The 20,373-nt window shown below is 60.9% G+C and carries 25 protein-coding genes; 18 read left to right on the forward strand and 7 right to left on the reverse strand.

Annotated elements, in window-relative coordinates; all coding sequences use genetic code 11:
* Nucleotides 1-2 precede the first annotated feature (2 nt).
* The 3 genes from AC1RTQ_RS14420 to AC1RTQ_RS14430 form a co-directional block, all read right to left on the reverse strand.
* Nucleotides 3-803 (reverse strand): DUF4198 domain-containing protein, encoded by an 801-nt coding sequence (locus AC1RTQ_RS14420; protein ID WP_034365640.1) that lies wholly within the window; start codon nt 801-803, stop codon nt 3-5.
* A 208-nt stretch (nt 804-1,011) separates the two neighbouring features.
* Nucleotides 1,012-1,533: a DUF2271 domain-containing protein gene (locus AC1RTQ_RS14425; RefSeq protein ID WP_492876713.1), complete on the reverse strand. Its 522-nt coding sequence runs from the start codon at nt 1,531-1,533 to the stop codon at nt 1,012-1,014.
* A gap of 168 nt (nt 1,534-1,701) precedes the next feature.
* The gene (locus AC1RTQ_RS14430) at nt 1,702-2,352 is read right to left on the reverse strand and encodes a PepSY-associated TM helix domain-containing protein (RefSeq protein ID WP_302090026.1); all 651 of its coding nucleotides are present in this window, start codon (nt 2,350-2,352) and stop codon (nt 1,702-1,704) included.
* 370 nt (nt 2,353-2,722) lie between these two features.
* Here AC1RTQ_RS14430 and AC1RTQ_RS14435 point away from each other — a divergent pair, with 370 nt between their 5' ends.
* The 8 genes from AC1RTQ_RS14435 (at nt 2,723) to AC1RTQ_RS14470 (ending at nt 10,091) form a co-directional block, all read left to right on the forward strand.
* The gene (locus AC1RTQ_RS14435; protein WP_492876715.1) at nt 2,723-5,017 is read left to right on the forward strand and encodes a TonB-dependent receptor; all 2,295 of its coding nucleotides are present in this window, start codon (nt 2,723-2,725) and stop codon (nt 5,015-5,017) included.
* Nucleotides 5,018-5,285: 268 nt separating this feature from the next.
* Nucleotides 5,286-5,966: a Fe2+-dependent dioxygenase gene (locus AC1RTQ_RS14440; RefSeq protein ID WP_302090024.1), complete on the forward strand. Its 681-nt coding sequence runs from the start codon at nt 5,286-5,288 to the stop codon at nt 5,964-5,966.
* A gap of 120 nt (nt 5,967-6,086) precedes the next feature.
* The gene (locus tag AC1RTQ_RS14445; RefSeq protein WP_492877106.1) at nt 6,087-7,214 is read left to right on the forward strand and encodes an alpha-hydroxy acid oxidase; all 1,128 of its coding nucleotides are present in this window, start codon (nt 6,087-6,089) and stop codon (nt 7,212-7,214) included.
* 95 nt (nt 7,215-7,309) lie between these two features.
* Nucleotides 7,310-7,603 carry a (2Fe-2S)-binding protein gene (locus AC1RTQ_RS14450; protein ID WP_492877108.1) on the forward strand — a complete coding sequence of 98 codons (294 nt, stop codon included), beginning with the start codon at nt 7,310-7,312 and terminating at the stop codon, nt 7,601-7,603.
* 144 nt (nt 7,604-7,747) lie between these two features.
* On the forward strand, nt 7,748-8,473 hold the full coding sequence (locus AC1RTQ_RS14455; protein ID WP_492876717.1) for an energy transducer TonB: 726 nt from the start codon (nt 7,748-7,750) through the stop codon (nt 8,471-8,473).
* Nucleotides 8,474-8,496: 23 nt separating this feature from the next.
* Entirely contained in the window at nt 8,497-9,219 is a 723-nt protein-coding gene (locus AC1RTQ_RS14460) for a MotA/TolQ/ExbB proton channel family protein (protein ID WP_492876719.1), read from the forward strand.
* A gap of 3 nt (nt 9,220-9,222) precedes the next feature.
* Entirely contained in the window at nt 9,223-9,639 is a 417-nt protein-coding gene (locus tag AC1RTQ_RS14465) for an ExbD/TolR family protein (RefSeq protein ID WP_302090021.1), read from the forward strand.
* Between the two features lie 242 nt (nt 9,640-9,881).
* Entirely contained in the window at nt 9,882-10,091 is a 210-nt protein-coding gene (locus tag AC1RTQ_RS14470; protein WP_302090020.1) for a hemin uptake protein HemP, read from the forward strand.
* A gap of 206 nt (nt 10,092-10,297) precedes the next feature.
* Here AC1RTQ_RS14470 and AC1RTQ_RS14475 read toward each other — a convergent pair whose 3' ends face one another.
* Nucleotides 10,298-10,705 (reverse strand): GlcG/HbpS family heme-binding protein, encoded by a 408-nt coding sequence (locus tag AC1RTQ_RS14475; protein ID WP_003053536.1) that lies wholly within the window; start codon nt 10,703-10,705, stop codon nt 10,298-10,300.
* Nucleotides 10,706-10,897: 192 nt separating this feature from the next.
* Between AC1RTQ_RS14475 and AC1RTQ_RS14480 the strand changes: the two genes are divergently transcribed.
* The 6 genes from AC1RTQ_RS14480 to AC1RTQ_RS14505 all read left to right on the forward strand — a co-directional run bounded on the left by AC1RTQ_RS14480 (nt 10,898) and on the right by AC1RTQ_RS14505 (nt 15,027).
* Entirely contained in the window at nt 10,898-11,590 is a 693-nt protein-coding gene (locus AC1RTQ_RS14480) for a Bax inhibitor-1/YccA family protein (protein ID WP_302090019.1), read from the forward strand.
* 146 nt (nt 11,591-11,736) lie between these two features.
* Nucleotides 11,737-12,090, forward strand: a complete 354-nt coding sequence (locus tag AC1RTQ_RS14485) for a hypothetical protein (RefSeq protein WP_492876723.1) — start codon at nt 11,737-11,739, stop codon at nt 12,088-12,090.
* 310 nt (nt 12,091-12,400) lie between these two features.
* Complete coding sequence (locus AC1RTQ_RS14490) at nt 12,401-12,901, forward strand: DUF2325 domain-containing protein (protein WP_492876725.1); 501 nt, start codon at nt 12,401-12,403, stop codon at nt 12,899-12,901.
* Nucleotides 12,898-13,437 carry a DUF2753 family protein gene (locus AC1RTQ_RS14495; RefSeq protein ID WP_492876727.1) on the forward strand — a complete coding sequence of 180 codons (540 nt, stop codon included), beginning with the start codon at nt 12,898-12,900 and terminating at the stop codon, nt 13,435-13,437. Before AC1RTQ_RS14490 ends, AC1RTQ_RS14495 begins: the two co-directional genes overlap by 4 nt.
* A 33-nt stretch (nt 13,438-13,470) precedes the next feature.
* The gene (locus tag AC1RTQ_RS14500) at nt 13,471-14,106 is read left to right on the forward strand and encodes a superoxide dismutase (protein WP_492876729.1); all 636 of its coding nucleotides are present in this window, start codon (nt 13,471-13,473) and stop codon (nt 14,104-14,106) included.
* A gap of 3 nt (nt 14,107-14,109) precedes the next feature.
* Nucleotides 14,110-15,027: a ZIP family metal transporter gene (locus AC1RTQ_RS14505; protein WP_492876731.1), complete on the forward strand. Its 918-nt coding sequence runs from the start codon at nt 14,110-14,112 to the stop codon at nt 15,025-15,027.
* 46 nt (nt 15,028-15,073) lie between these two features.
* Here the strand turns inward: AC1RTQ_RS14505 and rlmD are convergent, their stop codons facing one another.
* Together rlmD and AC1RTQ_RS14515 are read right to left on the reverse strand one after the other, a co-directional pair.
* Nucleotides 15,074-16,573 carry a 23S rRNA (uracil(1939)-C(5))-methyltransferase RlmD gene (rlmD, locus tag AC1RTQ_RS14510; protein ID WP_492876733.1) on the reverse strand — a complete coding sequence of 500 codons (1,500 nt, stop codon included), beginning with the start codon at nt 16,571-16,573 and terminating at the stop codon, nt 15,074-15,076.
* A gap of 151 nt (nt 16,574-16,724) precedes the next feature.
* Nucleotides 16,725-17,036, reverse strand: coding sequence for a hypothetical protein (locus tag AC1RTQ_RS14515; protein ID WP_302090012.1), 312 nt, complete (start codon nt 17,034-17,036; stop codon nt 16,725-16,727).
* A gap of 230 nt (nt 17,037-17,266) precedes the next feature.
* Between AC1RTQ_RS14515 and AC1RTQ_RS14520 the strand changes: the two genes are divergently transcribed.
* Genes AC1RTQ_RS14520 through AC1RTQ_RS14535 form a run of 4 tightly spaced genes read left to right on the forward strand, consistent with a single transcriptional unit; the run spans nt 17,267 to nt 19,653 of the window.
* A complete protein-coding gene (locus tag AC1RTQ_RS14520; protein ID WP_003075187.1) occupies nt 17,267-17,818 on the forward strand; it encodes a GbsR/MarR family transcriptional regulator in 552 nt (183 codons plus the stop codon).
* A gap of 47 nt (nt 17,819-17,865) precedes the next feature.
* On the forward strand, nt 17,866-18,750 hold the full coding sequence (locus tag AC1RTQ_RS14525; protein ID WP_492876736.1) for an NAD-dependent epimerase/dehydratase family protein: 885 nt from the start codon (nt 17,866-17,868) through the stop codon (nt 18,748-18,750).
* Nucleotides 18,743-19,180: a DoxX-like family protein gene (locus AC1RTQ_RS14530; protein WP_492876738.1), complete on the forward strand. Its 438-nt coding sequence runs from the start codon at nt 18,743-18,745 to the stop codon at nt 19,178-19,180. Before AC1RTQ_RS14525 ends, AC1RTQ_RS14530 begins: the two co-directional genes overlap by 8 nt.
* The gene (locus AC1RTQ_RS14535; protein ID WP_003075194.1) at nt 19,177-19,653 is read left to right on the forward strand and encodes a DUF2269 family protein; all 477 of its coding nucleotides are present in this window, start codon (nt 19,177-19,179) and stop codon (nt 19,651-19,653) included. The genes AC1RTQ_RS14530 and AC1RTQ_RS14535 overlap by 4 nt, the downstream gene beginning before the upstream one ends.
* A 108-nt stretch (nt 19,654-19,761) precedes the next feature.
* Here the strand turns inward: AC1RTQ_RS14535 and AC1RTQ_RS14540 are convergent, their stop codons facing one another.
* A complete protein-coding gene (locus tag AC1RTQ_RS14540) occupies nt 19,762-20,283 on the reverse strand; it encodes a methyl-accepting chemotaxis protein (RefSeq protein ID WP_492876740.1) in 522 nt (173 codons plus the stop codon).
* Between the last annotated feature and the right edge of the window lie 90 nt (nt 20,284-20,373).

Raw genomic sequence — 20,373 nt, forward strand, 5'->3', positions numbered from 1 at the left:
GCTTAAGGCAGGACTTCCAGAGTCGCGATATAGCCCAGGCGACGCTCCGTTGCCTTGGCAATGCTGGTCTTCTTGTCCGTGGCATCGGCGTTCAGCCAGAACAGGCCTGCGCGGGGGAACTTGATCTTGACCTGGCCCTTGGCATCGGTCTTGAGCTTCATGGCGTCCACACCGTCGCGGTAGCGAATGCCGTCGGCCACCAGCTCCAGCTCCAGATCCGCAGCGGGCTTTCCGTCAAGATGAAATTCGAAAGTCGCCTCTTCGCTGGCCACCAGATCATTGGGGTGCGTCACGGGCTTGAGCTCCAGACCCTTGCCGGTCAGCGCCAGCGCCGAAGGCTTGCCCAGGGACACAAAGGTTTCCATGCGGCGCAGATTCTCGGTCACGCGCACTTCCTTGGCATCGGCGGGAATCTGCTTGAGCACTTCTTCCACCGAGCCACGAAGGCGCTTGGGCTGGCCATTGGCATCCTTGTAGCCACCCATCACGCCGGTCATCAGCATGGTTACGCGGTAGGTGCCGGTCTTTTCTGGCTTGAAGTCGAACATGCTGCGCAACTCGCCCTTGGCGACATTCTTCATTTCCACCGCCGAGCCATCGGGCGCGGTCACCTTGACGGCTTCCAGGCCCAGCGGACGGTGATTGAAGAAGAACACATCGTTGGACACGGCCGCATCCACCGTCACCCAGTCGGACTTGGACAGCACGGTGCTGGAGGGCTTGAACCACAGATCATGCGCCTGGGCGCCCAGTACGGTCAGTGCCAGAGCGGCTGCAGCGAGAGCACGTGTTTTGAACTTCATATCGGGTCCTTGAGAACAAAAAGGGTGACAAATCAAAAGAGAGAGAGGTGTGACGGCCAAGCAACACCCTAAAACTGGCGCTACGCAGGCAAGAGACACCAAGGAAGGGCCGCCCCGCACCGAGGGTGTCGTCCCCCTGCCGCGAAGCGAGAGAGGGGGAAGCGGCGGGGCCGCCTAGGCAAAGCCGCTCAGGGGGTGAGAATCAAGATCAAGGCTTCAATTCCAGCTTGATCGCGCCCAGCTCGGTGCTGCCATTGGCGCTCAGGCTGGTGGCCTGCTTGACGGGCCACTCAAAGGGAATGGACACCAGCTCGCGGCCGCCGACTTCACGCGCGGCTTCCACCATCAGCTTGTACTGACCGGGAGCCAGCTGGGGCAGCGGGTTCTTGCCTTCGGCAAAAGACAGCGCATGGCTGCCCACAGGCTTGGTCGGCTGGGTCACGCCGTCAATGGGAAAGCTCAGCTCACGGCCCGTACGACGCCACCACTGGCGCATGTCCTTGAGCCACTTGGTGCCCTCGGCATTCTTCATCTTTGCGTCATACCAGACGGACAGATTGGCTGCCACGCCGCCATCGGCCTTTTCCAGCCACAGGGCAACATACGGCTTGTGGTATTCGGCCACCTGCAACTGGGGCACAGTCACAGTCACATTCATGCCGCCCGCGATTGCCGGCAGGCCCACCACGGCGCTCAGCGCCACCGTGGTCTTGAAAATCCGCTTCGCCATTTTTTCTTCCTTCACAAATTTCCAGTCAACTTTTCCCACATCGCATGAAACGAGCACAACCCCAGTCAGAGACGGCCAACAAGGGCTGCCCCAGCATGGGCTGCCCCAGCAAGGGCCGCCACCCCCTTAAAGAGGGAGGGCGCGATGCGACTCAGGATGTGCCTCATTTCAATGCACGAGCAGCAATACCAGCAGCGCAGGCAGCACCAGCCCCAGGCCGACCATGGGCCAGGTCATGGGCCGGCGCTGCGCATGCATCTTCAGAATCAGCAGACCCGTGATGCAGAACACCAGACAGCCAATCGCAAAGACATCTATGAACAGGCTCCAGGCTCCGCCCGTATTGCGCCCCTTGTGCAAGTCGTTGAGGTAGGAGATCCAGCCCCGGTCGGTCTTCTCGTACTCGACCGATCCCTCCTTCAAGTCCACGCGCAGCCAGGCGTCGCCACCCGGGCGCGGCATGGGCACATAGGCCTCGTCTTCGCTCCACTCCACGGCAAAACCCTTGGCACTGACCTTGATCTGCCGAGCCAGCCAGCCATCCACCTCGGCAGGCAAGCCCACTGCATCCTTGCTGGCAGCCTGCGCGCCCTGCTTCTGGGCTTGCTGCAGCTTTTCGAGCAGCTCCGGGGGCAATTGCGCATCACGCGATTCGACCTTGGGCTTGGACTCGATCTGCCCGGCGTGATTCAAGGTGAATCCCGTCAAAGCGAACAGCAGCATGCCGATCAGGCAGATGGCGGAGCTGATCCAGTGCCACTCATGTAATTTTTTGAGCCAGTACGCCCGCTGCGGAGCGTTGGGGGAAGCCGCGGTCATTCAGAACTTTCTGGGATTGCATCGCCGCCGGGCCGAACCAGCCTGCGCGACATCGCGCCACAAGGCCCGGCCTTGCTTGCACAGCAAGGCGGCATTCTAGTTGCGCAAATTCTAAATGCATCTCACTTTTATTTACTTTACTTGACGTAAACAAAGCACCCACCCAAGGCAAGAGCGCCTACGCCATCCCGAAAACTCGTGGCTGTATAGGTGGGCAGGCTCCGCACCGCCTATCCAGACCGCCAGTCTGTTGCCGCAATGCAACAAAACGTGGGGTGTCCGCAGTCATTATTGAATGATATCGAGAATTATTATCAATATCACCTAGAATCCGCACGCTTTTTTCAAAAATCGACTCCTCATCAAAAGCATGTCCAACCACTCTCTGACTCCGACCGACTCCAACGGCTTGCGCTGCGAGCTCAAGCAAATCGTGATTGCCGCAGGCCTGTGCCTGATTGGCGCCAGCGCGATGGCTCAGCAGGAAACCACCTTGTCCACCGTGAATGTGGAAGCCGCTGCCGACGCCAGCTTCAAGACCGAAGCCAGCCCTCAGGGCAAATTCACCGCGCCCCTGCTGGACACGCCCAAGACCGTTCAGGTCATCAATGAGGAGATCATCAAGCAGACGGGTGCCACCAGCCTGCAGGATGCCCTGCGCTCCACCCCCGGCATCACCTTCGGCAACGGCGAAGGCGGCAACCCCACTGGCGACCAACCTTTCATCCGCGGCATGGACGCGCAGTCCAGCACCTTTGTGGACGGCATGCGTGACATCTCTGCAGGAACCCGCGAACTGTTCAACGTGGAGTCCGTGGAGGTCATCAAGGGCGCGGACTCGGCCTATGCCGGTCGTGGCGGCGCAGGTGGCTCCATCAACATCACCACCAAGAAGGCCAAGAACGAGAATTTCATCTCGGGCGACGTGGGCCTGGGCACCGACAACTATCTGCGCGGCACGCTGGACATCAACCGCAAGATCAACGAGACCACCGGCATTCGCTTGAACGCCATGGGTCACAGCGCCGACATTCCCGGCCGCAACGGCCCCGACAACAAGCGCTGGGGCATTGCCCCCACCGTGACCTTCGGCATGGGCACGCCCACCGAAGTGACGCTGTCCTGGCAGCATCTGCAGACCGACAGCATGCCCGACGGCGGCGTGCCTTATCTGTACAGCAATGCCGCCATGGCCAAGCTGGCCGGCGGCTCGACGGTTCGCCCCAGCTATGGCAGCAACAGCGCCAACTGGTACGGCATGAACAACCGTGACTACCAAAAGGAAAAGAGCGATCTGTTCACGGCCTCGGTGGAACACAAGTTCACCGACACCAACAAGATCCGCAACAGCCTGCGCTACAGCAAGAGCAAGCAGGACTATGTCTGGACCCAGCCCGATGACTCCAAGGGCAACGTTCTCAACGGCTATGTCTGGCGTCGTGGCAACTTCCGCTTCTCTGATGTGGAAACCCTGCAGAACGTGACCGAGTTCACCGGCAAGGAGCAGACCGGCTCCATCGGCCACAGCTATGCCTTTGGCCTGGAGCTGTCCAAGGAGAAGTCTGACGCCCAGTCCGGCGCCATACAAGACGGCACCACCAGCACTTGCACATCACTCAATATGTGGTGCACTTCGCTGAACAATCCCGATGCCTCCACTCCCTGGAACTATGCCTGGGACAAGGGTCGCACCACCCGCAACAAGATCGACACCGTTGCGATCTATGGCTTCGACACCTTGAAGTTCAATGATCAATGGCTGCTGAATGCGGGCCTGCGCGTCGACCACTACAAGACGTCGACTGCGGCTCCCGACTACACCAACCCCATCACCAACGCCAAGTCTGCCGCCTTCGACTACTCTCGCAGCGACACACTGTTCAACTACCAGCTGGGTTTGGTCTACAAGCCTGCCACCAATGGCAGCATCTACGCCAATATCGGCACCTCCTCGCGCCCCGGCGGTTCGACCCTGGGCAACGGCAGCGAAGACCTGGCAATCACCTCCGACGCGCTGGCCAATCTGAAGCCCGAGAAAACCCGCTCCATCGAGCTGGGTACCAAGTGGGATCTGTTGGACAAGAAGCTGAATCTGTCTGCTGCAATCTTCCGCAACAACGTCACCAACGTCCGTATTACCGACGGAACAGGCGCCGTCTTCATGGGTGGCGACAAGGTGGTCAACGGACTGGAACTGGGCTTTACCGGCCAGATCCTGTCCAATCTGAGCGTGTTCGGCGGCTATACCTATATGGATAGCGAGCAGAAGAATGCTGGACAGACTTGCTCCGGTACGCCTCTCAAGTGCGTCACCTCCGCTGCCAATGGTCAAGCTTTCATCAACACGCCCAAGCACAGCTTCAGCCTGTGGACCAGCTACAAGCCCATGCCCAAGCTGACCCTGGGTGTGGGCATCTATGCGCAAAGCAGCGTCAATGCAGCTTACGCGGTGTCCACCGTGGATGGCGGCATCGTGACCAAGGGCGTCGGCGGCTACACCCGCTTTGACGCGATGATGGCCTACCAGATCGACAAGAATCTGGCCTTCCAGCTGAACGTCTTCAACCTGGGCGACAAGGTCTACTACAGCGGCGTGCGTTCGCCCCACTACGCCACCATGGCCGCTGGCCGCTCTGCCGTGGCTTCGCTCAAGTTCACGTACTGATGCAAGCCCTGCCTGCGCTTGATCTGGCGCAGGCTTGCAGCAAACCATCACTCCAAGCCCCGCAGGCCCCGGATGCCAGCGGGGCTTTTTACGTGCACACTGCCCGGATACTCTTTCAGAATGTCGGATTCTGGTACTTAAAACCATAGCTGGTTACGCTTGCCCTTCAATGATTTCAATATGAAAAGGTATTGAAAACAATATGCAGCAAGCGCAAGCAGCTATGGTTAATGAGAGACCAGGATCAACAACCGCCAGATACCCACCCATGCTGCTACGCATACCCGCCCTGCTCACTCCCGATGAAGTACGCCACTGCCGTCAGGCGCTGGAAGCTGCCAGTTGGCAGGACGGCAAGGCCACGGCCGGCCATGTGGCGGCTCAGGTCAAGCGCAATCTGCAGCTGCCACTGGACAGCAAGACCGGCCAGCAGATAGGTGATCTGATCCTGGACCGGCTGGGCCGCAACCCGCTGTTCATGTCGGCGGCCCTGCCGCTCAAGGTCCTGCCGCCGCGCTTCAATCGCTACGAGGGCGGAGGCACTTATGGCAACCATATCGACAATGCGTTCTTCACCATTCCGGGTACCGCCATCAAGGTCAGAACCGATGTCTCCACCACGGTCTTCTTCAGCGATCCCGACGAATACGAAGGTGGCGAACTGATGGTGGAAGACACCTTCGGTCAGCAAAGCGTGAAGCTGGCGGCGGGCGACGCCATCGTCTACCCCGGCACCAGCCTGCACCGCGTCAACCCCGTCACACGCGGCACGCGCTATGCCTCGTTCTTCTGGACGCACAGCCTGGTCAAGTCGGCGGAGCAGCGCCGTCTGCTGTTCGATCTGGACCAGAGCATTCAGCAACTCAGCCAGGAGCAGCCCGAACACCCGCGCGTCGCCGCCCTCTCGGGCACCTATCACAATCTCTTGCGCATGTGGTCGGAAAGCTAGCCCCCAGGGGGACGACAGCCTGCGCTGCTGGGCAGCCCTCGCCGGCTGTCTCCTCCTGCACCGGGCCTGCTCTGTCGCCCCATCCCCATCCAACCGGCTTGATTTATGACTGTTGAACGTTTGAATGCCACAGGCCAGCCCGTCAAACCGCCACTGACGCAGATTCCCGCTCAGACAGGCTCCCTTGCGGACTACGCCCGGCTGGCGCGCGAGCATATGGAGGCCCACGCCTGGGCGCATATGGAAAGCGGCGCCGATCAGGGGCTGACGCTGGCTCATAACCGCCAGGCGTTTGACCGCTTTCGCCTCTGCCCGGAGCCGCTGGTCGATCTGTCCGCAGCCCATACGCGGCAAAGCCTGCTGGGCCAGAGTCTGGACTGGCCGTTGCTGCTGGCGCCTGTTGCCTATCAACAGCTGGCGCATCCCGAGGGCGAGCTCGCCACGGCACGCGCGGCCATGGCCATGCGCACCGGCATGATGGTCAGCACCCTGTCCAGTTGCACCCTGGAAGCCATTGCCCAGGCCGCGCAAGCCGCAGCCCAGGAGCTGGGACGCAGCGGCCCGCTCTGGTTTCAGCTCTACCAGCAGGCGGCACGCGAGCACACGCTGCAGCTGATCCGACGCGCCGAAGACGCCGGCTATCAGGCGCTGGTCTGGACGGTGGACGCCCATATCAAACGCTCTAGCTACCCGCTGCCGCCAGGCGTGGAGGCCGTCAATCTGCGCGGCATGCCCCAGCAGCGCCAGAATGGCGACCTGATGAGCGAGCACATTCTGTTCGGCTCCGAGCTGGCCCGAGGCGCGCCCACCTGGGACGACCTGGTCTGGCTGCGTCAGCAAACCCGGCTGCCGCTGATCGTCAAAGGTCTGCTCTCGGCCCGCGCCGCCGCGCAAGCCGTGGAACTGGGGGCCGATGCCATCGTGGTCTCCAACCATGGCGGGCGCGTGCTGGACACCGCCGTCTCCGCCCTGGAAGTGCTCGCTGCCATACGCGCGGCCACACCTGCCCATATCCCGCTGCTGATGGATGGCGGCGTGCGTCAGGGCACCGATGTGCTCAAAGCCATCGCACTGGGTGCCAGTGCCGTGCTGCTGGGTCGGCCCCAGATGCATGCCCTGGCAGTGGCCGGCATGCTGGGCGTGGCCCATATGCTGTATCTGCTGCGCGCCGAGCTGGAGCTGGCCATGGCCCAGACCGGCTGCGCCAGGCTCGATCAGATCGGGCCCGGGCTCTTAACCACTTGCTGATTGTGCGTAATTTGGCGGCATGCATTGCAAATGCGATGGATTCTCATTTATACTCCGCCTATTACATCAATAGCCAGCAACAACTGCCTGTAGCCATGATCGTCTGTGTATGCCGCCGGGTTTCTGACCGAGAAATAGCACGCCACGCGCATGCGGGTATGAGCTTTGACGAAATCCAGTTTGAATTGGGTGTTGCCACACAATGCGGGCGCTGCGAAGGCTGTGCACGCGATGTCGTCGCCCAGTGCAGTGCAAGCCATCCGATCGCGGCGATCCACAACGAAGCGCAATCGTGCGTTTCGGTGCAGACCGTTCAGCTTGCCACCAATATTCTGGAAAGCAACGCATGGCCCACCTCTCCGTCCTCTCAGCCGTCTTCGGCAGCCTGATTCTTGTGATGGTATGCACTTGGTGGATCCTGCGTGAATGATGCGATACCGTCTGCGTGCCCTGTTTCCTCGGCCAGCTATTGCCGGTTGACCAGCGCTTTTCCTCTCTGATTCCAGCCTGCGCTGGTTGCTCTTCTCGCTCTTATGTCCCAGTCTGATCGATTTGCACCTGCCAGCGGCGCGAGCCGCAATATGGCAGTTGCTGGTGCTGTGGTTGTTGTGCATGCTGCCGCCCTGTGGGCCATGCAGCATGGCCTGGCCCAGCAAAAGCCGCCAGAGATAGTGATTCCCGCCAGCGTGATTGCACAGTTCGTGGCACCGCCTGCTGCCGAACCCACACCGCCGGCCCCGCCGCCGCCCAAGCCTCCCGCACCTGCGCCCAAGCCTGAAACCAAACCGCAGCCCAAGCCCGAGATCAAGAAGGCTCCGCTGCCCAAGGCAATCAAGGATCCGACCCCTGCGCCGGCTGCGCCTCAAGGAGCACTGGAGAGCAACGACAGCAAACCGGACAAGACGCCGCCGGCGCCACCCGCGCCCCCGGCTCCTCCAGCTCCGCCCGCACCTCCGGCGCCACCTGCGCCGCCCAAGATTGAGCAGCCATCGAGCAATGCGGCCTATCTGAACAACCCCGCCCCCGCTTATCCTTCGGTCAGCAAACGCATGGGTGAGCAAGGCAAGGTGTTGCTGCGCGTCTATATCAACGAGCAGGGCCAGCCCGAGAAAATCGAAATCAAGCAGTCCAGCGGCTTTGACCGTCTGGATGACGCCGCCATCAACACCGTGCGCCAGTGGAAATTTGTTCCCGGCAAGCGCAACGGCGTGGCCGAACCCATGTGGCACATCGTGCCCATCAACTTTGTTCTCAAATAAATCTGCAGTTCTCAGGAGTACCCATGGAATCCCAATTCGGCATTGCCCACGTCTGGACACAGGGCGACTTCGTGACCAAAGGCGTTGCCATCATCTTGCTGGTCATGTCGGTGGCCTCTTGGCTGGTCATCATTCTCAAGGCACTGGATATTGTGAAATTCAAGAAGTTCGCCACTCAGGCACAGGACTTCTGGCACAGCCCCGACCTGGCGACCGGCCTGGAAAAGCTCGGTAACGACAAGCAGAACCCCTTCCGCTTCATGGTGCTCGAAGGCCGCGAAGCCTCCGCCCACCACCGCAAGACCAGCGTCCACCTGCATGACACGCTGGACATCAGCGACTGGGTGACTCGCTGCCTGCGCAACGGCATCAACGAATTCACGGCCCGCATGCAATCCGGCCTGGCCATTCTGGCCTCCGTGGGCTCGACCGCCCCCTTCATCGGCCTGTTCGGCACCGTCTGGGGCATCTACCATGCGCTGGTGGCCATCGGCATGTCCGGCCAGTCATCCATCGACAAGGTGGCCGGCCCCATCGGCGAAGCGCTGATCATGACCGCCCTGGGTCTGGCTGTCGCCATCCCCGCCGTGCTGGGCTACAACGCTCTGGTGCGTGGCAACAAGGGCATCCTGAATGCACTGAACAGCTTCGCCCACGACGTGCATGCCTACTTCGTGACTGGTGCCCGCGTCTCTGTGGACGGCCAGGTCTCTGGCAATGTGCTGCCCCTGAAGAAAGGTGCCTAAGCCATGTCATTCGGAACCATGGACGATGGGGACAGCGATGATGTGATGAACGAGATCAATATGACGCCTCTGGTGGATGTCATGCTGGTTCTGCTCATCATCTTCATCATCACCGTGCCCGTGATGAAGCACTCGGTCAACGTGGACCTGCCGCGTGCCACCAACCAGCCCGAGGACACCAAGCCTGCCACCGTCCAGCTGGGCATCACGGCCGACGGCAAGTATTCCTGGAACGGCCAGAATATCAGCGACGAGCAGCTGGAGACCAATCTCCAGGCCGAAGCCGTCAAGGAGCCTCAGCCCGACCTGCATATCCGCGGCGACAAGGAAGTGCGCTACGAACGCGTGGCCCAGGCCATGGCCGCCGCCCAGCGTGCCGGCGTCAAGAAAATCGGTTTTGTGACCGACCCCACCCAATAAGCGCGTGCTTGCCCCAAAAAACGGCCCTCCAGGGCCGTTTTTTCATGACTCGAATGGCATCCTGCCCAGCCGGGCCAGCTCTTGCGCAACATCGCAAGGCAGAAATCCCGGGCTGACGCACGGAAGGACGGATTTCAGCAGAAAAATAAACAGTGTCTTTTCGCAAATGAGACTAAGTATCACTTGCGTTTTAATTGAGAATTGTTATCATTACCCCAGTTTTGAACTTAAGGAATCACGGCATGTCTGCACCGCTTGTTGCGACCTCACAGCCCAACAACCGCAGCTCTTCCTCCATGGCTGCTGCAACCCCCTCAGCCGCTGCCGGCCCCAGCCTGGGCCTGGACAGCGCACTGCTGCTCAACGGCCAGAAGGCCGTCACCATCCTGCACAACGGCACCCCCTATCGCCTGCAGGCTACCAAGCTGGGCAAGCTCATTCTGACCAAATAAACCGTTTCATCGTGGGGCGACACCGCAAGTGTCGATTCGCCAGCCATAGTCGTTGTAGAGCACCTGCCCTCTCTTGTGCTCACACTTCACATAGCCACGCGTTTTTTCCCTCATCCGCAACCCGCCAAAACAAAACCCCTGCGCTCATCAAGCGACAGGGGTTTTGTTTTGGTCTCTGCCACCGCAGTGGCAGAAATCAAGCGCGATTACAGACCCAGGGCAGCAATGCCGGCCTTGGCAACCTGTGCGTCTTCATTGGCCTTCACACCGGAGACACCCACGGCGCCCAGCACCTGGCCGTCCTTGACGATGGCCACGCCACCTTCGAGCAGACCGTCCACAAAGGGAGCGCTCAGGAAAGCGGTACGACCGTTGTTGATCATGTCTTCGAAAGCCTTGGTGTCCTTGCGGCCCACGGCTGCAGAGCGCGCCTTGGCGGGGGCGATATGGGAAGAGATGGGAGCAGCACCATCCATGCGCTGCAACAGCAGCAGATGGCCGCCGTCGTCCACGATGGAGATCGTCACGGGCCAGTTGTTCTTCAGTGCTTCAGCTTCGGCAGCCGCAGCGATGGCTTTCACATCGGCCAGTTCGAGTTCGTGCTTGGTCTTCATAAGATAAAAAGCTCCGTTGGATTGTCAATGCAGCAAGCATATTCTGTACTTTGCAGGCAAAAGTAGATGCGATGTGAAAAACATTCCATCCTAAAACTGCCGCATTGCAACGGGGTATTGCAAAGGCTTCTCAAGACCCCCACCTAGAATGACAATGTTTCAACCCACAATTCCTGAAGGAGGAATGGCTACATGAACGAACAAGTCACCACACTGGGCTCTGCGGGCTACGGTGTCTCGCAGCAAGAGCGCAACCGTGTCTTGCGCAATACCTACTGGCTGCTGGCACTCAGCCTGATCCCCACCGTGCTGGGCGCTTGGCTGGGCGTAGCCACTGGCATGACTCGCGCGCTGACGGGCGGCGTGGGTCTGATCGTGTTCATGGTCGGTGCCTTCGGCTTCATGTTCGCGATTGAAAAGACCAAGAACAGCGCCGCTGGCGTGCCCGTGCTGCTGGCCTTCACCTTCTTCATGGGCCTGATGCTATCGCGCCTGATCGGCATGATTCTGGGCTTCTCCAACGGCACCCAGCTGATCATGACGGCCTTTGCCGGTACCGCTGGCGTGTTCTTCGTGATGGCCATGCTGGCCACCGTGATCAAGCGCGACCTGTCGGGCATGGGCAAGTTCCTGTTCGTGGGCGCTCTGGTGCTGATGGTAGGCGCCATCATCAATGTCTTCGTGGGCTCCACTGCAGGCATGATGGCCATCTCCATGCTGGCCATCGGCATCTTCTCCGCCTACATGCTGTATGACCTCAAGCAGATCATCGACGGCGGCGAGACCAACTACATCAGCGCCACCCTGGCCCTGTATCTGGACCTGTTCAACGTGTTCCAGAGCCTGCTGGCCCTGCTGGGCATCATGGGCGGCGACCGCGACTGAACCTCGCCACCACCCAAGCAAAAAAGGAGTGCCTTGTGCACTCCTTTTTGTTTGCAGTAACCTTGACGCCAAGCGCGGTCATCGCATCGATGGATATTTCAGTCATGGACTAAATTTCCGACTGCCGCTGCCGATAACCAGACAAGATGAAGCCAAACCACCTTCCCCGCGCACTTGCCATTGCCCTGCTGCCCCTGGTACTGGCAGGCTGCAAGATTGAAGACATTCCGGGCCTGGGTCCAGACCCACGCGCCGTGGCACGTGAGTCCGAAGCCAAGGCCATTGGTGGTGCCTGTAGGCATGCCATGCGTGGACTGGAGGATTGCTACGTCCTCAACCCCAAGGCGCCCAAGGCGCTTGTTTTTGCGGGCTGGAAGGACATGGATGAATACATGCGCTCCAACAAGATCGAAGGCGTGCCTTCCGTACTGGGTCAGAACGCAGCCGAAAAACGCAACACTGCGGAGCCCGAGAACAGCGCCGGTCGCAACCGCAGCTGAAATCGCTTGCGCCAGGCCCGGATCATGAGTTCCGGGCCAGTGCCTGCCAACGCCCGCACAGGCCGTAGCAACACTGCTACGGCCTTTTTTATGTTCAGCACCTCTCACGCCAAGCCACTCGGATGTCATATTTCTTCTGCGGACTTTGAATGCAAACCATTCTCATTTATATTCATGAAAGATAAATTCCATTCTTAGCCGCACATGCGTGCATCCCTGCGACGAGTTCTGTTGTGCTCTCAACCATGGGGACAAGACTGCCGTGCCAGATGATGACTTCAACCAAATACGCCTTGAACATGAGGCCCTCATGCTGACCTATAGGGAAGTGCAGACCCGCTGCACGGCCCAGATGCAGTCGCTGGCACGGGAGGTCGAAGCACTCAGGCAGCAGCTCGTACTGCTCAGGGCCAAGGTCATTGTCCGCGACAGCGCTCTTGCCTGGGAGCGTGAGCAGCGCCACGCCCTGGCCCAGGCGATGGCACTGGATCTGCTGCAGGAAACACCTCAACCCACAGCTGACCAGACAGCGTCCGGCGTCGACTGGCCTTTGGTTGAGGATACCGACAGCCAGGCCTTGTCCGAACAACAACTGCTGGAGGACAGCCTGCACGCCGCCGACCTGGTGATTTGCCAGACAGGTTGCATCAGCGACGGAGCCTACTGGCGCGTGAAGGATCACTGCAAGCGCACCGGCAAGACATGCCTGCTGGTAGATCAGCCGACAGCCTTGCGCGTGGTTCGCATTCACCCATCCGGAGAGGACGGAAAAGTCGTTGCGGCCCAAGCTTGCATCGAGGGTGCCTCATGAACCACGGCACAGGAAATACCTGGACTGCAGATTTGCTGTCTGCCTGGAAGCAGCACACTCGCAATGCGCTGGCCGCAACGCTGGAGCACCGACATCTCTCAGCGCTTGAACACTACCGACATGCACAACAGCTTGGCTTGCAGTTGCTGGTCGCGGAGCCCGGCGATATTGCCGACGATGACCGCATCGCCGCCTTTGTCGTTGCTCACCTGAATCTGGCAGATGCCCTCGCCGAAGCACATCAGCCGGCAGCAGCATCTGAATGCCTGCATGAGGCGCAACAAGTCCTGATGCCACTGCTGCTGCAGGACTCCACCAGCCAGTCCATGAGTCTGGCGATATACCGCCATCTGCCGCAGCTCCTGGCCGCGCGGGCCGAGCACGCTGCAACACGGCCCCATACCTGCTCCAGCGCCTGCGCCCCGGCCCCCACCCCCACCCCCACCCCCACCCCCACCCATCTTGTCTTTTACCCCGCCAGCAACAGGCCCTGTCGCCTTGCCAGCTTCGAGCCTGTGCATTCATCACTGCACTGACGCCCTTCTCTCTCACTGCCAAGGCTTTTACTCATGAGCTACACCCTGCCTCCACTGGCCTACGACTACGCGGCGCTGGAGCCGCATATCGATGCGCAAACCATGGAGATCCACTACTCCAGACATCACCAGACCTATGTCAACAACCTCAACGCAGCTCTCGATGGCACCGTGTATGCGCAATGGCCGCTGGACGATCTGCTCGCCAAAGTCGAATCACTGCCGCAAGCGTTGCGCCAGGTCGTGCGCAACAACGGCGGCGGTCATGCCAATCACAGCCTGTTCTGGCAAGTCATGTCTCCCAAAGGGGGTGGTCTGCCGCAGGGCGCTCTTGCGGCAGCCATTGACGCGGACCTGGGCAGCTTCGAGAACTTCAAGACCGAGTTCACCAAGGCGGCCATCAGCCGCTTCGGCAGCGGCTGGGCCTGGCTCGGCGTGGACCGTAGCGGCAAGCTGCATGTGGAAAGCAGCGCCAATCAGGACAACCCTCTGATGCTTGGCATTGGCAGCGGCAACACGCCGATTCTGGGCCTGGACGTCTGGGAGCATGCCTACTACCTGAAATACCAGAACCGCCGCCCCGAATACATCGCCGCCTTCTACAACGTGGTGGACTGGAATGAAGTGGCGCGCCGCTTCGCTACCGCCACCCAGCCCAGCAGGAGCTGAGCCATGGGTCCGGACGGACTGCAAAGCGCATCTTCAAGCCAATCGCTCCTGTCGCACAGAACCCGGCTCGGGCTGCTGATCTCTGCGGCTGGTGCTCTGGTGCTGGCATCCATGGTCTGGAAACAGCTGCAGACCAATCCCGCAGCACTGAATGCACTGCTGGGCGGCAGCATGGCGGCACTGGCGACCGCGCTGGGCGCCTTGCCCGTGCTGCTGACCCGACATCCGTCCGAGCGCACACAAGACACGCTGTTTGGTTTTGGCGCAGGCGTCATGCTGGCTGCCTGCGCCTTTTCATTGATTCTGCCCGGGCTTGAAGCCGCCAAGGTAGCGACTTCGCCCACAAGCAGCGAATGGATGAGCGGAGCCTTGATAGGCACAGCCATCTTGCTCGGAGGTGCCGCCCTGCTGGCCATGGAACGCCTGCTGCCGCACGAGCACTTCATCAAAGGCCGTGAAGGCGCTGATGCCAAGCAGCTGCGGCGCACCTGGCTGTTTGTGATTGCCATCACCCTTCACAACCTGCCCGAAGGTCTGGCCATCGGCGTGGGCTATGCCGCCAACGAGGGACTGCGTGCCAGCTCGCTCACGCTGGGCATTGCCATACAGGATGTACCCGAGGGTTTTGTCGTCGCAGCCTCTTTGCTGGCTGCCGGCTATACCCGGGGCTTTGCGGTAGTGCTGGGCGCACTGACAGGGCTGATCGAGCCTCTGGGGGCCGTGATCGGCGCCATCGTGGTCAGCAGCTCCACCGTGCTGCTGCCCTGGGGCCTGGGCTTTGCAGCCGGGGCCATGCTGTTTGTCATCAGTCACGAAATCATTCCGGAATCCCACCGCAAGGGCCATGAAGCCTGGGCCACCACAGGACTCATGCTGGGCTTTGTGCTGATGATGATTCTGGATACATCCCTTGGCGGCTGAACTGCGCCGCGCAGGCGCAGTTCAGGGCGTGCTCGCTTATCCTCGCTTATGCGCGCTCGAAAACGGCCATGGACTCCACATGCGCCGTATGCGGGAACATATTCACCACACCTGCTGCCACACAGCGATAGCCGGCCTGATGCACCAGCAAGCCTGCATCGCGCGCCAGCGTGGCCGGGTTGCAGCTCACATAGACAATGCGCTTGGGGAACTGCCAGTTTTCCTGCCCCTCGGGCAGCGGCGGCAGCAAATCAGGCTGCTCTTCGCTGGCCACACCGGTCTGCTTGGCGCCGATGCGGATCTGGTGAATATCGGCAAGTGCCTTGGACAGGGCAAACGCACCTTCACGCGGAGGATCGACCAGCCACTTGTCGGAGTTGCCGTCGGCAATCAGCATGGCGGGCGTCATCTCGAACAGATTGCGCGCCACAAAGCTGGTGGGAGCCAGCTTGTCGTCTTCGCTGCGCGTGGCATTGTTGCCCGCATAGTTCTCGTGCGAGCGCTTGACCAATGTTTCCGAGCCTTCAATGCCCAGCACCTCGCGCGCCATGGTGGCAATGGGCAGCGTGAAGTTGCCAAGACCGCAGAACCAGTCGATGACGCGCTCGTCCTTTTTCGCATCCAGCAGGCGCAAAGAGCGCGTGACCAGCACGCGGTTGATATGCGGATTGACCTGGGTGAAGTCGGTGGGCTTGAACGGCATGGTGATGCCAAAGTCCGGCAGACCGTAGGACAGCTGTGTGCCGCCTTCTTCCATCAGATGCACGGTATCCGGGCCCTTGGGCTGCAGCCACCACTGGACGTTCTGCTCGGCAGCAAAGTCGCGCAGGCGCTGCTTGTCGGCCTCCGACAGAGGCTCCAGGTGACGCAGCACCAGGGCGGTGACATGGTCGCCGCAGGCCACTTCGATCTGAGGACAGGTTTCGCGCGCATCCATGCTGGCGATCAGTGCGCGCATGGGCATGAGCATTGCATCCACATGGGGAGGCAAAATCTTGCAGACCTCCATGTCGGCGATGTAGCGGCTCTTGCGCTCGTGGAAGCCCACCAGCACCTTGCCCTTCTTGGCCACATAGCGCACCGACAGGCGCGAGCGAAAGCGATAGCCCCAGGCCGGGCCTTCGATGGGGCGCAGCAGCGTCTCAGGCTTGACCTTGGCCAGATGCCAGAGGTTGTCTTCCAGCACACGCTGCTTGATGGCGACCTGGGCCGCCACATGCAGATGCTGCATCTTGCAGCCACCGCAGGCGCCGGCGTGCAGCCCGAAATTAGGGCAGCCGGGCATCACGCGCTGTGAGGATTCGCGGTGGATGTCAGTCAGCGTAGCCGCTTCCCAGTTGTTCTTCTTGCGATGGGTGTTGGCGCTGACGATTTCACCGGTCAGGGCGCCGTCGATGAAGACCACCTTGCCATCGGGCTTGCGGGCTACGCCCTGGGCATCCATGTCCATGGACAGCACTTCCAGCCAGCCATCGGGCAGCGCCGGGGCATCAGACGGGACTTCGGGCAGGTTTTCGGGAATTTTGTTGTCGCGGGATTCACTCATGGTGCCCGATTGTCTCAGGCCACCCCATACCCGAGAGCCGACCACGGCAAAAAACTGCATGGTCGCCCATGTCACGCGCCAAGCCAATCGGCCTGCTGCAAGGCAAATCAAGCCTCAAGGTGCCGCCGACGCTTGTCTGACAGCTATGCAATCAGAAGCGTTGCTCTTCGCGCAGACGACGCTCGCGGTTGTTACGCGCCGCAGCAATCTGGGCACGCTCGGCGATCAGGTTGACCTCGGTGGCACAGTTGTACTCGTCGAGCGAGAAAAACATGCGGGCTCCGGAGTAGAGTTGCGGCACCGTCTGATGCAGAGGCAGGGACAGATCGACCGGAGCCACATTGGAGCGATAGATCAGTTCGTTATTGGGTGCATAGACAAAATAGCAGGCAGCCGATGCGACCTGAGCCCAAGCACAGGCCGACAGAACCAAAGCGGCACGCAAGACGGATGCAGCGGTCATGAACTCTCCCTTCCCTGACGGGGCTCCATGCCCCTGTAATGCGGCTATTTTACGAGTAGCGACGCAGCGACCAGGTCGACGTGAAATTTCTTCATTTCAAGAAAATTGCCTACCGTCCCGGCTCCCATGGGCAAAGCCTGCACAAACACCTTGCTGATCCCTCTCGGGCATTCACATGAATAGAAATTTCTGCATTGACAGAAATTTCAAGCAAGACCACACTTCGTTTCATGCAACTGAGTCCTATCGCCGAACGCTTTGTGCACCACTGGGGAGATATGGGCAACGCCTGGGGTGTGAACCGCACGGTGGCGCAAATTCATGCACTGCTGTTCTTTCATGGCCGCCCCCTCAATGCCGACGAAATCTGCGAAACACTGGGTGCGGCGCGCTCCAACGTCAGCAACAGCCTCAAGGAACTGCTGAACTGGAACCTGATTCGCAGCAGCCGCAAGAGCGGTGACCGACGCGAGTATTTCGAGACCTCGGCCGATGTCTGGGAGTTGCTGCGCACCATTGTGCGAGAGCGCAAGCAGCGCGAGTTCGACCCCACCAGTGCACTGCTGCGCGAATTGATCGCCCAGCCCGAATTCGAGCAGGAAACGCCCGATGCCCAGGATCGCGTGCACGAGACGCTGCGCCTCATGGATTCGCTGGGCATCTGGACCGACGAAATGCTGCGTCTGTCGCCGGCCACGCTGGACAAGATCCTGCGCCTTGGCGCCAGCGTCCAGCGCTTTGTCAGAGGCAAGGATGGCGGCCGAGAGAGCGGCAACGATTGAAGCCGAACTGAATTCTGTCAAGGCAGAAAATTGCAAAGGAGTAGCGTATGCGAGTTCTGATCTGCGGCGGCACAGGCTTTCTGGGCCGACATATCGTGAATGCGCTGGCCCTGCTGGACCACGACCCCGTAGTGCGCAGCCGCCACAGCCAGCCGCCTCTGGACTTCAGCGCCTGTACGACAACCGAAGCGTGGCTTGAGCATCTGCATGGCATCGACGCCGTCATCAACGCCGTCGGTGCTCTGCGCGACAAGCCCGGCCAGGATCTGCAGACCCTGCACTCTCTGGCCCCCATCGCGCTGTTTGATGCCTGCGCCCAGGCTGGCGTGCGCCGCGTGGTTCAGGTCTCGGCTCTGGGGGCCGGCCAGAGCGGCACCCAGTACGCAAGCACCAAGCGCGCGGCCGACGAACATTTGCTGGCGCTGGGCAGGCAAGCGCTGCTCAAGCCCGTTGTCGTGCGCCCCAGCATCATCTTTGGCGCGGGCGGTGCCAGCAGCCAATTGTTTCTGAATCTGGCCAGACTGCCCGTTTTGCTGCTGCCCGAGCTCATGCGAAGCAGCCAGATTCAGCCCGTGGCCGTGCGCGATCTCGCCGAAGTGCTTGCGCATATGGCGACATCGGACACCTGCGAGGGTATCGTCGAAATCGGCGGCCCCCAGCCGCTTTCGACAGAGGCCTTTATCGCCAGCCTGCGCGCCCAGATGGGTTACGGCCCGGCTTCGGTCCATGCCCTGCCAGACTGGATGAGCAAGGGCAGTGCCAGAGTCGGCGACCAGATACCAGCCCTGCCCTGGTGCAGCGAAACCATGGCCTTGCTGGAAAACGACAACGTCACCGATCCTCAGACCCTGGCCTCGCTGCTGGGGCGCGCCCCCGTAGCTCCGGATGCCATGCTGGCCACCTTGCCCAAGGAAGGCCGCCGCCATGCCTGAGTTGCAAAACGGCAGCAGAGCCAGCCCGCCGAAGCAAGCTGCCAGATTCATGCACGCCAGTCTGGTCGTCGTCTGGCTGGGCACGGCTCTAGTCAGCGCGCTGGACTATCTCGGACTCTCGGGCCTCAACCACGAAGGTGCCCGCTTGCTGGACCAGGGCGGCATTGGCGATGCACGCTGGCAGGCACTGCTCATCTGGTCCGGCCTGCTGGCCGATTTGGCTCTGGGTCTGGCCTTGCTGCTGCGCCCCGGCCGCGCCATCTACCTGAGCGCCCTGCTGCTGATGACGGCCATGACCGTGATCGGCACGGCTCTTCAGCCCACGCTGTGGCTGCACCCTCTGGGTCCGCTGCTCAAGAACCTGCCCATCGCCGCCATGCTGTGGTTCTTGCTGCAAACAGACAACTCGTCCAACAGGCTTGAATCATGAATACCTATCTGTTGCTCAAGACACTGCATATCCTCTCCAGCGTGCTGCTGGTCGGCACCGGCCTCGGCTCGGCCTTCTATATGTTTTTCGCAAACCGCAGCGGCTCGGTCGCCGCCCAGGCCGTGGTCAGCCGCCTGGTGGTACGGGCCGACTGGTGGTTCACTACTCCCTGCGTCTTCATTCAACCGATTACGGGCATTGCCATGGCGCATCTGGCAGGCTGGCCGCTCACCACTCCCTGGCTCGCACTTTCTCTGGGGCTGTATGCGCTGGCCGGCATCTGCTGGCTGCCCGTAGTCTGGTTGCAGATGCGCATGGCGGCCCTGGCCACTCAGGCCCACAGCCAGAGCCAGGCCTTGCCACCGCTTTTCCGGCAGTATCAGTTGCGCTGGGAAGCTCTGGGCTACCCCGCTTTTGTGGCCATGGCCGGCACCTACTATTTGATGGTGAACAAGCCGGCGCTCTGGGGCTGAGGCGCCTGCCACGATCGGCTCGCCCTCATCTCGCTCATCAGGAAAGACGGCCGGCCGCTCATTGCAACGATAGCGGCCATGCCGTCTCAGCCTTCTGCGACTCATCAGCTATCGAAACACGCCAATCGCTTCCACGAGATTTTTCACCTGCCATTGCATGCTGCTGGACGCCTGCGTCCCCTGAGTCACCAACTGCGCGTTCTGCTGCGTCAGATAGTCCATGTCCGCCACCGACTTGCCGACCTGGCTGATCTCCTCGCTCTGCTCACGCGTGGCCTTGCTGATCTCGGCAATGAAGTCCGCAACGCTGCGCGCCTGGGAAACGATCTCACCAATGTTGCTCCCCGCGTCGTTCACAACCAAAGAGCCTGCCTCGATGGTGGCCGTGCTGGCCTGAATCAGCGTCTTGATCTCCTTGGCTGCATCGGCGCTGCGCTGAGCCAGGGCTCGCACCTCACCGGCAACCACGGCAAACCCCCTGCCATGCTCGCCCGCGCGGGCGGCTTCCACAGCCGCATTCAGCGCCAGCAAATTGGTTTGAAACGCAATGCTGTCAATCACGCCGACGATGTCGGCAATGCGGCGGGAGTTGGCCGTGATGGACTCCATGGTGGAGACGATCTGATCCATGGACTGCCCCCGCGCAAGGCCGCCGCGCTGACCTCCATGAACGCCTGATTGGCATATTTGATGTAGCTCTCTGTGTCCGTGGTGGACATC

The organism is Comamonas sp. GW821-FHT11H03 (assembly GCF_058807955.1).